Annotated in this window: 8 protein-coding genes and 6 pseudogenes; 9 read left to right on the forward strand and 5 right to left on the reverse strand. The window is 56.8% G+C overall.

Going from position 1 to position 12,938, the window contains the following annotated elements; translation table 11 throughout:
- Positions 1-3: 3 nt before the first annotated feature.
- Together thrS and AC6I8M_RS08500 are read right to left on the reverse strand one after the other, a co-directional pair.
- The gene (gene thrS / locus AC6I8M_RS08495; RefSeq protein WP_010616239.1) at positions 4-1,932 is read right to left on the reverse strand and encodes a threonine--tRNA ligase; all 1,929 of its coding nucleotides are present in this window, start codon (positions 1,930-1,932) and stop codon (positions 4-6) included.
- A gap of 251 nt (positions 1,933-2,183) precedes the next feature.
- Positions 2,184-2,922 (reverse strand): annotated as a pseudogene (locus tag AC6I8M_RS08500) (DUF481 domain-containing protein).
- A 332-nt stretch (positions 2,923-3,254) separates the two neighbouring features.
- Between AC6I8M_RS08500 and ghoS the strand changes: the two are divergent.
- Together ghoS and AC6I8M_RS08510 are read left to right on the forward strand one after the other, a co-directional pair.
- Positions 3,255-3,506 carry a type V toxin-antitoxin system endoribonuclease antitoxin GhoS gene (gene ghoS / locus AC6I8M_RS08505; RefSeq protein ID WP_010616238.1) on the forward strand — a complete coding sequence of 84 codons (252 nt, stop codon included), beginning with the start codon at positions 3,255-3,257 and terminating at the stop codon, positions 3,504-3,506.
- 130 nt (positions 3,507-3,636) lie between these two features.
- Positions 3,637-4,529, forward strand: a pseudogene (locus AC6I8M_RS08510) (fructosamine kinase family protein).
- A gap of 4 nt (positions 4,530-4,533) precedes the next feature.
- Here the strand turns inward: AC6I8M_RS08510 and AC6I8M_RS08515 are convergent.
- Positions 4,534-5,070 carry a YniB family protein gene (locus AC6I8M_RS08515; protein ID WP_010616237.1) on the reverse strand — a complete coding sequence of 179 codons (537 nt, stop codon included), beginning with the start codon at positions 5,068-5,070 and terminating at the stop codon, positions 4,534-4,536.
- Positions 5,071-5,214: 144 nt separating this feature from the next.
- Between AC6I8M_RS08515 and hxpB the strand changes: the two genes are divergently transcribed.
- The 4 genes and pseudogenes from hxpB to AC6I8M_RS08535 all read left to right on the forward strand — a co-directional run bounded on the left by hxpB (position 5,215) and on the right by AC6I8M_RS08535 (position 8,760).
- Positions 5,215-5,883, forward strand: a complete 669-nt coding sequence (gene hxpB, locus AC6I8M_RS08520) for a hexitol phosphatase HxpB (protein WP_010616236.1) — start codon at positions 5,215-5,217, stop codon at positions 5,881-5,883.
- A 201-nt stretch (positions 5,884-6,084) separates the two neighbouring features.
- A pseudogene (locus tag AC6I8M_RS08525) lies at positions 6,085-6,623 on the forward strand (metal-dependent hydrolase).
- 186 nt (positions 6,624-6,809) lie between these two features.
- Positions 6,810-8,203: pseudogene (locus AC6I8M_RS08530) on the forward strand (L-cystine transporter).
- Positions 8,204-8,400: 197 nt separating this feature from the next.
- On the forward strand, positions 8,401-8,760 hold the full coding sequence (locus AC6I8M_RS08535; protein WP_010616232.1) for a DUF6515 family protein: 360 nt from the start codon (positions 8,401-8,403) through the stop codon (positions 8,758-8,760).
- A gap of 54 nt (positions 8,761-8,814) precedes the next feature.
- Here the strand turns inward: AC6I8M_RS08535 and osmE are convergent, their stop codons facing one another.
- Positions 8,815-9,150, reverse strand: coding sequence for an osmotically-inducible lipoprotein OsmE (osmE, locus tag AC6I8M_RS08540; protein ID WP_010616231.1), 336 nt, complete (start codon positions 9,148-9,150; stop codon positions 8,815-8,817).
- Positions 9,151-9,342: 192 nt separating this feature from the next.
- On the opposite strand from osmE, the pseudogene AC6I8M_RS08545 reads away from it, so the two are divergent.
- The 3 genes and pseudogenes from AC6I8M_RS08545 (at position 9,343) to cho (ending at position 12,380) form a co-directional block, all read left to right on the forward strand.
- Positions 9,343-10,462 (forward strand): annotated as a pseudogene (locus AC6I8M_RS08545) (multidrug effflux MFS transporter).
- A 117-nt stretch (positions 10,463-10,579) separates the two neighbouring features.
- Entirely contained in the window at positions 10,580-11,407 is an 828-nt protein-coding gene (nadE, locus tag AC6I8M_RS08550; protein ID WP_010616230.1) for an NAD(+) synthase, read from the forward strand.
- A gap of 112 nt (positions 11,408-11,519) precedes the next feature.
- Positions 11,520-12,380: an excinuclease Cho gene (gene cho / locus AC6I8M_RS08555; protein WP_010616229.1), complete on the forward strand. Its 861-nt coding sequence runs from the start codon at positions 11,520-11,522 to the stop codon at positions 12,378-12,380.
- 24 nt (positions 12,381-12,404) lie between these two features.
- Here the strand turns inward: cho and spy are convergent.
- A pseudogene (gene spy / locus AC6I8M_RS08560) lies at positions 12,405-12,901 on the reverse strand (ATP-independent periplasmic protein-refolding chaperone Spy).
- Positions 12,902-12,938: the final 37 nt, after the last annotated feature.

Consider the following 12,938-nt stretch of genomic DNA (forward strand, 5'->3'; position numbering starts at 1 on the left):
ACCTTATTCCTCTAATTGGTGAAGATGTCGGCTGCGAATCTCTTGTTGCAGTTTCTCAACAAACACATCTACGTCCATGCTCCCGAGGTCTTTACCACGGCGGGTGCGCACGGCAACCTTGCCTGCTTCCACCTCTTTCTCACCGCAGACCAGCATGTAAGGGACACGACGTAATGTGTGCTCGCGGATTTTAAAGCCAATCTTCTCGTTTCTCAAGTCTGCTTTGACACGAATGCCAGCATTCTGCAATTTCTTCGTCAATTCACTGACATATTCTGCCTGGCCGTCGGTGATATTCATCACCACTGCCTGTACCGGCGCCAGCCAGCTCGGGAAGAAACCGGCGAACTCTTCGGTCAGAATCCCGATAAAGCGCTCCATCGACCCCAGAATCGCACGGTGAATCATCACTGGCGTCTGACGATCGTTGGTTTCGCCCACGTAGGTGGCGTCCAGACGTTTCGGCAGGGAGAAGTCTAGCTGAACGGTGCCGCACTGCCAGGCGCGGTCGAGACAATCGTGCAGCGTAAACTCAATTTTTGGGCCGTAGAAGGCGCCTTCACCCGGCTGATATTCGAACGGAATGTTGTTCTCTTTCAGCGCTTCGGCGAGGTCCACTTCGGCACGATCCCACATCTCATCGCTGCCAATGCGCTTCTCAGGGCGCGTCGACAATTTCACCACGATTTTTTCAAAACCGAAGGTGCTGTACATGTCATAGACCATGCGAATGCAGCTGTTCACTTCATCACGCACCTGATCTTCAGTACAGAAGATGTGGGCGTCATCCTGGGTAAAGCCGCGCACGCGCATCAGACCGTGCAGCGCACCTGACGGTTCGTTACGGTGACAGCTACCGAACTCCGCCATACGCAGCGGCAGGTCGCGGTAAGATTTCAGACCCTGGTTAAAGATCTGCACGTGACCCGGACAGTTCATCGGTTTGATGCAGTATTCACGGTTCTCTGAAGAGGTGGTGAACATCACTTCTTTGTAGTTGTCCCAGTGCCCGGTTTTTTCCCACAGCACGCGGTCCATCATGAACGGACCCTTCACTTCCTGGTAGTCGTACTCTTTCAGCTTGGTCCGCACAAACACTTCCAGCTCGCGGAAGATGGTCCAGCCGTCATTGTGCCAGAATACCATACCCGGTGCTTCTTCCTGCATATGGTAGAGATCGAGCGGCTTACCGATTTTACGGTGATCGCGCTTCGCGGCCTCTTCCAGGCGCTGCAGATACGCCGCCAGCTGTTTATTGTCCGCCCAGGCCGTACCGTAAATACGCTGCAGCATTTTGTTGTCGCTGTTGCCACGCCAGTAGGCTCCGGAGATTTTCTGCAGTTTAAAATGATGGCAGAAACGCATATTCGGCACGTGCGGACCGCGGCACATGTCGATGTATTCTTCATGGTGATACAGGCCAGGACGATCGTCATGGCTGATGTTTTCGTCGAGAATAGTGGTTTTGTAGCTTTCGCCCCGCGCGGCGAACACGTCACGCGCTTCCTGCCAGCTCACCTTCTTCTTCACGACGTCGTAATTGGTCTCAGCAAGCTGGTGCATGCGCTTTTCCAGCAGCTCAAGATCTTCCTGCGTCAGCGTATGGTCGAGGTCGACATCATAATAGAAGCCGTTATCGATGACCGGACCGATGGCCATTTTGGTATTCGGCCACAGCTGTTTGATCGCATGCCCTAACAGGTGCGCACAGGAGTGACGAATGATTTCCAGACCGGCTTCATCTTTCGCGGTGATAATGGCGACCTGCGCATCGCGGGTGATCGGATCAACCGCATCCACCAGTTCGCCATTGACGCGACCGGCAATGCCGGCTTTCGCCAGACCCGGACCGATATCCAGCGCAATGTCCATCACGCTGACCGGACAGTCAAATACGCGCTGACTGCCATCAGGAAAAGTAATTACTGGCATTTCATATCCTTAATTGCAGTGGTAAGCCACACGAAAGCCTACATGCAACACTGAGTTTTGTTTGGTTTACCTAGCGCGATGTCAGACCCACACTGTCGGAATGACGAATGACGCTAGGCGCGTAAAGCGGCAACGATGATAACAGCTTTCCGCAGTGAGCAAAACCCGCGAAGAAATGCGCTAAGCCAAAGAGAGATCAAAAAAACCGCCGCGCGGCACAGGCCGGGCGACGTGTAACAAGCCGCTCTCGTTTACATCGAGTAAGAGAGCTGGACCGTGGTTTTGGTGTCGGTACGGTCCGGCGCAGATTCTGGCGGATTGTTATTCTAGGTGACGTTGTAGCCCAGTTTCAGCGCGAAGTGGTCGTTGATCGCTACCTGCAGTGCGGTTTCGGAGTTCAGCGTGGTGTCTTCACCAAAGCTGCTCAGCACCGACACACCCTGAATGAATTTGGTGGTGTCAGTCAGCTGCTACTGATAGCTCAGCGCGCCGTAGCCCAGTGCTTTGGTTTCGTGGCCGCCATCGTGGAAGTCATCGTAACGTACACCCGGACCGAATTCAGCACGCAGCGAGTGCACCGGACCGTTGAGGATCTGACGACCGTAACCGGCGGTCAGGACATCGCGTGAATCATAACCGTTCAGGCGATCGCTCAGCCAGCTAGCCTGACCGAACAGGTAGTCAGCGCTGTTGAGGTTGTAACGGCTACGGCCACCGATGTTATAGGTTTCCGACGAGCGCTCATCGTTGGATGAGGTATTCGCGGCGTTACCCCACAGGCTGTACGCCGTTGAGGTCTGATACCAGGTCATGCTGGTTGGTATTACCGGTCTGCGCCAGGTAACCGGCTGACGCGGTGCCTTCAAACGGTTTTTTTGCCGTAGAAGGGTCATCCATTGAGGTGAAGACAGCGTTATCTGCAAAGGCCTGGTGACAAAATGCTCCGGCGGAGAGCAACAAAACAGCGGACAGCTTATTGAAGGCTTTCATTAAAAGGTAACCCGTACGACAGTTGAAAAAAAGATGAGTCTGGAGAATTTTCCCGGGGAATCAATGCAATTTACGGTAAGTTTTGTAAAAAAGTATGAAAGCACCAGAATCGCCAGGTTTTGCGCTGGCACCGCGTGTGGATTGGGAATCTTCCCATTTCCGGCGCGCATTATAGGCGGCAAATAACCAAATAACAGCTTAAATGCTACAAGAATTTTCTGCCGCCCCTGACAGGACTTTACGCTGTGCGCCGCCGGGTAATTGTGCAGAATTCGCTCTATTGCAGGCGCTGGTCTACGCTGAAATCTGTTCGATAACAATGAGGTGAAAAGATGAGCGATCATGATCTGAAGAGTTACGTTGTCACCTTCCGTTATCAGGAAAGGGGCCTCGGCGATCTGCAGGCACTGAATAGCACGATGGTTAACGGCGGTTACAGCACCACGTTACACGATGCGGACGGCCATCCGCACGAGCTGGGTACCAACAGCTTTGGCATTGTCAGTGCGTTAGAGGAGCAGGCGCTGGCTGAACACGCCGCCGGGCTGGCAGCAGTGGCGCTTGAATCAGCAGCCAGACGCTGACGTCACCACGCTGGAAGCGTTTCTCAAAGCGCAAGCCTGACGCAATCCGCAAATTGCGCATTGCCGCTGGAGTTGTGCAAGTTTTGCGCGTTACAATCGACCTTACGCAGCGAATAAAGAGGATTACCCGATGTGGTCAGCCATTAGTCGTCTGTTAAGCGAGTACGCCGACGATGCCGAAATCACGGAACGTCATGAGTTGCCCGGTGGCAATATTCATCCGGCGTGGCGCCTGCGCTACGGTGAGCTGGAAGTGTTCGTCAAATGCAACACGCGCGACATGCTGACGCTGTTCAGCTGGGAAGCCGACCAGCTTGATCTGCTGGCGCGCACCCACACGGTGCGCGTGCCGAAGGTCTACGGCGTCGGTAACGATCGTGACACCAGCTTTCTGCTGCTGGAATACATTCCCCCGCAGCCACTCGACGCCCAAAGCGCATTCCAGCTCGGCCAGCAGCTGGCCCATCTGCACCAGTGGAGCGAGCAACCGCAGTTTGGTCTCGACTTCGACAACAATATTACCACCACGCCCCAACCCAACAGCTGGTTACGCAAATGGTCGGTATTTTTCGCCGAACAGCGCATCGGCTGGCAGCTGCAGCTGGCGGCGGAGAAAGGCGTGCACTATGGTTACATGGAGTTGATCGTGGATTGCGTGCAGCGCAGCCTCGCCAACCACCATCCGCAACCGTCGTTACTGCATGGTGATTTGTGGCCAGCCAACTGCGCCGGCAGCGCCAGCGGCCCGTGGCTGTTCGATCCCGCCTGCTACTGGGGCGATCGCGAATGCGACCTGGCGATGCTCAACTATTACGCCGATCTGCCGCGCCAGATTTACGAAGGGTATCATGCAGTCTGGCCGCTGCCTGAAGGGTTCTCACAGCGTCAGCCGGTGTATCAGCTCTACTACTGCTAAACCGCGCCAACGTCTTTGGCGGCAACTGGGCCGGCGAAGCGCAGTTCGCTATCGGCCAGTTGCTGGATGAGGATGCGCTGGGCCAGCGCCAGGTCAGACCGGCCTGACGCCTTACAGCATGCCGAGCAGTTTCAACACAAAGTAACCGGCCACGGCGATGATCACCGGCAGAATATACAGCGGAAAAATCTGCAGCAAAATGGTGTGGCGCGGCACATGGATTTTCTCTTCCAGCTGCGCCCGCGTGCGCCCTTCACTGCCCTTCGCCTGTTCCATGATCATCTGGTCTTCAATGCCTTCTTTGATATGGCGCGCCTGACGCCACATGCGTGCGCCCGAGGCCTGCAAAGCGATGCCCACGAATATCAGGATATAGATCAGCCAGAAGCCAATATTGGCCCCGCCGTTGAACTCCGGCACCGGTGAATTGTTCCAGAACACATTGAGAAACGGCGTGTTGAACTTAATCATATCCACCATCACATGCACGAAGTCGAGCATCACGGCGTCAATGCCGGGCTGCTTTTCGCTGTGTTTAAACATGAAGCCTAAGATGGAGATAAGGGTGGATAACAGCGCCGGAATAAAAATCACCCAGCCAGCCACTCGCTTGAGGATGGCGATGCGGCCAGCCTGTTGATAAGTCATGGTGTCTTCCCTTCACAAACAGTAGTTTTGCCCTAAGTCTACCTGCACTACAGCAAATTTTCCTTAAAAATGCGTAACCTGCCGTAAGTCGGTTTTCGCCGCCGCCCATGTTAAGGTAGGGCAAACTGTCAATGGAGCTGTTGTATGACCTATCGTCGCCCTGTGCTGGCCGCTATTTTTGATATGGATGGCTTACTGATTGATTCTGAACCGCTATGGGATCGCGCCGAGCTGGAGGTGTTTGCCAGCCTGAATGTGGATATTAGCCGCCGCCACGAGTTGCCGGATACGCTCGGCCTGCGCATCGATCAAACCGTACGCATGTGGTACGAAGCGCTGACGTGGAACGGACCAGATCAGGCCGAAGTCACTCAGCGCATTATTGCCCGCGCCCTGGCGCTGGTCGAAGAGACGCGGCCGCTGTTGCCCGGCGTAGAGCAGGCGCTGCAGCTGTGTCAGCAACAGGGCCTGGCGATTGCGCTGACCTCGGCGTCCCCGCTGGCTATGCTGGAACGCGTGCTGGAGATGTTCAATCTGCGTCACTACTTTAGCGCCCTTGCCTCGACTGAAGCGCTCCCTTACAGCAAACCGCATCCGCAGGTGTATCTGGATGCTGCGGCAAAGCTGGGGGTTGATCCCCTCAACTGCGTGGCGCTGGAAGACTCGTTCAATGGCATGATTGCCAGCAAAGCCGCGCGCATGCGTTCCATTGTGGTGCCTGCCGCCGAACATCGCCACGATGCGCGCTGGGCACTGGCCAATGTGCAACTGGAAAACCTGACGCAGCTGCAGGCGGAACATCTGTTTAACTGATCAGTGTGCATCGCGCGTTACGCCAGGCTGATGTTTCGCCCGGTTGTCAAGCGCAAAAGTAAGCCAGACCGTTAATTTCCCGCGTTTTTTTCAGGCGCGGGTCAGCAAAAAATTCACTCTTCGTTACAGTGTTACCGTTCTCATTTACTGCATAAATCCCTATACTGGATGCATCGACAGTTTTTGCAGCCAGGTTCCATCATTACGGCCGAAGGCCATATCATTTTTGCCATTGCCAGTGCGATATTTGCCAAACGCGCCGAACTGACGCCGGTGATGGCCAGTGCCGACTGGTGGCATCTGGTGCCGGCTGCGCTGCTGACCTGCCTGCTGCCGGATATCGATCACCCTAAATCGGTGCTAGGCCAGCGGCTAAAGTGGCTGTCACAGCCGATAGCCCGCGCTTTTGGCCATCGCGGCTTTACCCATAGCCTGCTGGCTGTAGCGGTCAGCCTGTGGCTGTTTCAGATTAACGTGCCGGCCGACAGGTTCCTGCCAGCGGATGTCCTGCAGGGCATGACGCTCGGCTATCTGAGCCATATTGTCGCCGATATGCTGACGCCCGCCGGCGTGCCGCTGCTGTCCTGCCTATCCTCAACAGCCAGCAAGGCAATCAGCTGGAGCGCGCGCTGTGGTTTCCGCCCGGCATGCCGTCGTTTGGCGCTAACGGCTGGCCGGAGCAGCTGTTCAACAATTTGCAGAACGGTATTGGCCGGCTGGTGAACGGCAGTACGCGCTGATGTGTTTTTCTTTCTGCCAGCGATTGCTAAAATAATCGCCTTAAATTCCATTTAGTTATAACCCAGACGATTTAGATATATTGTTCCCGTAGGGCCAACTGGTACCATGCCGCGACAGTTACAGAGGATCCCTCTGCTATTTTCGGTTACGCGGCGCGATCGCGTGGCGACCTTCAGGAGTTAACAATGAATATTCCTCTGATCATCAATTATCGTGGCATTTGTCGCGCTGCTGATTGCGTTAAACCGCGTCGGCAACCAGAGCTGGAGCCTGTCGAAGCGCGTGCTGACCGGCTTGGTGCTGGGGGTGATCTTTGGCCTGGCACTGCAGGCCATTTATGGCGAAAACAGCCCGGTGGTGAAAGAGTCGATTGGCTGGTTTAACATCGTCGGCAACGGCTATGTCCAGCTGCTGCAGATGATTGTCATGCCACTGGTGTTTGCCTCGATCCTCAGTGCGGTGGCGCGGCTGCATAATGCCTTGTCGCTGGGCAAAATCAGCGTGCTGACCATCGGTGTGCTGCTGTTTACCACCGCCATTTCCGCGCTGGTGGGCGTGCTGGTGACCGGCCTGTTCCACCTCAGCGCCGAGGGACTGGTACAGGGCGCGCAGGAAACCGCGCGTCTGAGCGCCATCCAGAGCAACTACGTCGGTAAAGTCGCGGATCTGAGTACGCCGCAGCTGCTGCTCTCCTTTATCCCGAAAAACCCGTTTGCCGATCTGGCCGGTGCCAATCCAACGTCGATCATCAGCGTAGTGATTTTCGCTGCTTTCCTCGGCGTGGCGGCGCTGCAGCTGCTGAAAGATGACAAAGCCAAAGGCGAGCGTGTGCTGGTGGCGATTGATACCCTGCAATCCTGGGTGATGAAGCTGGTCCGTCCGATCATGAAGCTGACGCCGTACGGCGTGCTGGCGCTGATGACCAAAGTGGTTGCCGGTTCCAACCTGCAGGACATCATCAAGCTGGGCGGCTTTGTGGTGGCCTTGTATCTCGGCCTCGCGACTATGTTTGGCGTTCACGCGCTGCTGCTGTCGATCAACGGTATCAACCCGCTGCGCTTCTTTCCGTAAAGTCTGGCCGGTGATTACCTTTGCCTTCACCAGCCGTTCCAGCGCTGCCAGTATTCCGCTGAACGTGGAGACACAGACGCGTCGTCTGGGCGTACCGGAATCCATCGCCAGCTTCTCGGCCTCGTTTGGCGCGACCATCGGCCAGAACGGCTGTGCGGGCCTCTATCCCACCATGCTGGCGGTGATGGTAGCGCCTACCGTGGGCATCAACCCGTTTGACCCGGTATGGATCGCTACGCTGGTCGGTATTGTCACGCTGAGCTCAGCCGGTGTGGCGGGCGTCGGTGGCGGCGCTACCTTTGCCGCGCTGATCGTCCTGCCGGCGATGGGGCTGCCGGTCACGCTGGTGGCATTGCTGATCTCCATCGAACCGCTGATTGATATGGGCCGTACCGCGCTCAACGTTAATGGCTCGATGACCGCCGGTTCACTGACCAGCCGCTGGCTGGGTATGACCGACAAAAAAGTGCTGGAGAGCGACGAACACGCGGAACTGGCGCACCGCTAATTTACGCGTTTTCCCGTGACGGCAGGCCGCAAAGCCTGCCGTTTTTTTTGCCGTTTTCTACACTTTTTTCCGCAATCATGGCGCTAACGTCAGGAAAGCGTTAAGCATGGTAAACGGAGGCAAAATCGACGGTTTTTTTGCTTGAGTTTGCGCGCTGAAAGGCGAATGCTGCGGGGAGTTACCGCAGGAGAACCCCCATGAGAAACGTTATCGCCTCAATGCTGGCGTTAACCCTGATAGCGTCAACTGTAAGTTTTGCTCATCCGTATGGCTGGGGTCCGGGACCACGCTGGGGCCATCCCGGACCGCTGCGTTTTCTGCCGGAGGCCGCGACCGCCGTGCTGATTGGCGGACTGACCTACTACCTGCTGAACGGTAGCTACTACCAGCGGCAGGGCGACACCTATGTGGTGGTCCAGCCACCCGATGGCCCACCGGCCAGCGCCATGCACGTACTGGATTACAATGGCAAACGCTATTACGTACAGGATGGTCACTACTATCAGCGCGAGATCAGCGGCAGCTATATTGAGGTGCCGCGGCCCTATGGCTTGTAAGCGCACAAAGAAAAACGGCCCGTCTGAGACGGGCCGTTTGTTATTCTGCTGCCGTTACTGCGCGGCTTGCGGATCGGTATCGTAATCCTTACAGCTCTGGAAGCCGTAGTTCATTACGCGGCCGGTGTCGTTATAGCTCACAAAGTAAGTCTGCTGTTTGCCATCACGCTCACCAATCACGTAGGTCTGGCAGGTACCCCGTGCGTGAACCATGGTGATTTCGGTCGACGCCGGTCCGGCAATCTGGCGCACCTGTTCACGCGTCATGCCTTTTTTCACATCGTTCACCACAGGCTTAGTCACGTAGCTTTCCGCACGATCGTAAGTTGTACAACCAGACAGGGTTGCCAGCGTCATAGCGGCAACGATACATCCCAGCACTTTATTCATCTTGTTGTTCCTCATACTTTGTCCATGTCCCACTAAGCTTGGAACATAATTCCAGATTTATCAACTCAATGGCGGTGCTTTCGGTCGGTTCTGAAGCGTCAGGATTACGTAAAGATGCTGTGTTGCCGTCACCGGCTCCGTATAATCGCGGCGCAAGATACATCTTAAAGCCAAAAATAACACAGAGGATCAATGACACCTGCACACCCTAACCGGCTGGTTTATGCCATCACGCTCGGCCTGCTCGCCGCGCTCGGGCCGCTTTGTATCGATCTCTATCTGCCTGCCCTGCCTGAACTGGCGCGCGACCTTGGTACCGAAACCGCCACCGCCCAGCTTAGTCTGACCGCCGGTCTGCTGGGGCTGGGCGCCGGACAGCTGCTGTTTGGTCCGATGAGCGATAAGTTTGGCCGTATTCGTCCGCTGCTGCTGTCGCTGGCACTGCTGTTCATCGCCTCGATTGGCTGTGCGCTGGCGAAGGATATTCACGCTCTACTGGTGGCACACCTGTTTGAAGGGCTGGCCGGTGCCGGCGGCGCGGTGCTGTCGCGTGCCATTGCCCGCGATATGTATAGCGGCCATGAGCTGACGCGCTTTTTTGCCCTGCTGATGCTGGTAAATGGCCTGGCGCCGATTGGTGCGCCGGTGCTGGGCGGTGCGCTGATGACGGTGCTGAACTGGCGCGGCATCTTTGTGGTGCTGGGCGCGATTGCCGTGCTGCTGATTCTGCTGGCGCGCTGGAAGCTGCGCGAAACCCTGCCGGCCGAACGCCGTAGCCAGGGCTCGATCTTCTCCGCTTGGGCGGCGCTCGGCCAGGTCATCACCCACCGGCCGTTTATGGGCTTCTGCCTGACGCAGGGCTTCATGATGTCCGGCATGTTTGCTTATATCGGCGCCTCGCCGTTTGTGCTGCAGCAGATTTACGGCCTGTCACCGCAGGCGTTCAGCTTGTGCTTTGCGGCGAACCGGTATTGGCCTGGTGATTGCCTCCCAAACCAGCGCCCGGCTCTGTCCGCTGTGGGGCGAATATCACGTGCTGAAGGGCGGCCTGACGCTGGCGTTTGTCGCCTCCAGCTGCCTGCTGCTGGCCGGCGTGAGCGGCGCGCCGCTGCCGCTAGTACTGGTGGCGCTGTTCTTCACCATCGCTAGTAACGGCGTGATCGCCACCACCGCGTCATCGCTGGCGATGCAGAGCCAGGGCCACTGCGCCGGCAGTGCCTCGGTAATCAGCATGACGGCCACCATCTTTGGCTGCTTTATGCTGGCCATCGTGATGTTCATGCTGCTGGCGCAGAAACCAAAAAGCGCCTGAATTGCCAGCAGAAACACCGGACAACAAGCCGTTCGGCTTGTTGTTTTTCTGCGGAGGCGTTAGCTTTAGCACATGATTCGCATTGTGCCGTCAGGCTACCGACTTGAGGAGAGGTTCATGTCACTGCAGCAGGAAATCATTCAGGCCCTGGGTGTTAAGCCGGTTATTGACCCGCAGCAGGAGATCCGCGTCAGCGTCGATTTTCTGAAGTCCTATCTGAAAGCCCATCCGTTTATTAAAACCCTGGTGCTCGGCATCAGCGGCGGTCAGGACTCAACGCTGACCGGCAAGCTGGCGCAGACTGCCATTACTGAACTGCGTGAAGAGACCGGCGATCACGACTACAGCTTTATCGCCGTGCGCTTGCCGTATGGCGTGCAGGCTGACGAGCAGGATTGTCAGGATGCGCTGGCATTTATCCAGCCGGATCGCACGCTGGTGGTCAACATCAAAGAAGCGGTACTGGCCAGCAAGCGCGCGCTGCAGGAGGCGGGCATTGCCCTGTCGGATTTTGTGCGCGGTAACGAGAAAGCGCGCGAGCGCATGAAAGCCCAGTACAGCATTGCCGGCATGACCAAAGGCGTCGTGGTCGGCACCGATCACGCCGCAGAAGCGGTGACCGGCTTCTTTACCAAGTACGGCGACGGCGGCAGCGACATCAACCCGATTTTCCGCCTCAACAAGGGCCAGGGCAAACAGCTGCTGAAAGCGCTTGGCTGCCCGGAACACCTCTATCTCAAGCACCCCACCGCCGATCTGGAGGACGATCGTCCCGGTCTGCAGGATGAAGTGGCGCTGGGCGTGACCTATCAGCAGATTGATGATTTCCTCGAAGGTAAAACCATCGACGCCGACGCGGCGAAAATAATTGAAGGCTGGTACACCAAAACTGAGCATAAACGTCGTCCGCCGATCACCGTGTTCGACGATTTCTGGAAGAAGTAATCCTCTGCGGCTTCCCGCTCCCCCAGCGGGAAGCCTGCCTCTTCACGTCACCGCTAGCGAGAAAACGCGCACGCTGATATACTGTATGCACAACCAGTAAGCGGAGCGTTCTTTGGTCAGACGAGCAAACCGCCATCGCCTCGAATTTGATGCGACGGCTATCTATCAATATCCCGAACATCTGCGTCAGTGGCTGGAAGGCTTGCCTAATCAGCCGGGCGCTTACACCTTCCACGGTGATAACGACAACCTGCCGCTGTACATCGGCAAGAGCATCAACCTGCGCAGCCGGGTGATGGCCCATTTTCGCACGGCGGATGAAGCCAGCATGCTGCGTCAGGCGCGGCGCGTCAGCTGGATCCCCACCGCCGGGGACGTGGGCGCACAGCTGCTCGAAGCGCAGATGATCAAAACTCAGCAGCCGCTGTTCAATAAGCGCCTGCGCAAAAACCGCCAGCTCTGCTCGCTGCAGCTGGGCGACGGCGCACCGCAGGTGGTTTACGCGCGCGATCTCGATTTCTCCTCCTCGACTGACCTGTACGGGTTATTCCGCAGCCACTTTGCCGCGTTAGAGAAGCTGAAAAGCCTCGCCGATGAGCTGCGCCTGTGTCACGGCCTGCTGGGATTAGAGCGCCTGCAGCCGGGGCGCGGCTGTTTCCGAGCGGCGCTTAAACGCTGTGCCGGTGCCTGCTGCGGGGCGGAACCGCTGGCGGCGTATCAGCAACGCCTGCTGGCAAGGCTGGAGCAGCTGCGCGTGGTATGCTGGCCGTGGCAGGGCCCGGTTGGTATGGTGGAGCGCGGTACGGAGATGACGCAGATTCACGTCATCGCTCACTGGTTCTGGCTGGGATCGGTCAGCAGTGAGCAGGAAGCGCGTCAGCTGCAGCGTGCGCGTCACGGCTTCGACCATGACGGCTACAAAATTATCTGCCGCCCGCTGCTGTCCGGCGTTTATCCGCTGATTGAGCTGTAACGCAAAACCGGTGAGCTAAACGGCTTATTCACCATCAGCCGGCGGTGGCGGCATTTTACCGTCGTGCGTGCCTTTTTCTGTCAGACGTTTCTCAAAGTTGGCGTTGTACTGCTTCTTCTGGTCTGGCGTCAGCACGTTATAGATCTTGTCTGGGTTTCCAGCATCTTCAGCGCATGCTCTTTCGCATTGGCGCTCATTTTGTCTGCCTGCGCTTCTGCTTTGGCACGGTCAAAAGTGTCGGATGCGATGATGCTATGGTTAGCACGACGCTCTTCCAGCGATGGACGCTTCATGTCTTTATGATGGCTGTCACGCAGGATGTCGCGAATCTGGGTTTTCTGCGCGTCGGTCAGGTTGAGGTCTTTGAACATCATGTCCATGCCGCGGTGGCGCATCGGCTTGTGCATCGGTTTTTCACTGCCCGCTGGCGGCGGCGTCAGGTTGTCAGCCGCAGCATGGACGATATTGGCGGCGCCGAAAGCCATTGCGGTAGCCAGAAACAGGGAGGTCAGTTTACGCATAATATTGTCCTTACTTTTCAGTTTAATGACGACAGCC

It is taken from the genome of Type-A symbiont of Plautia stali (assembly GCF_059731155.1).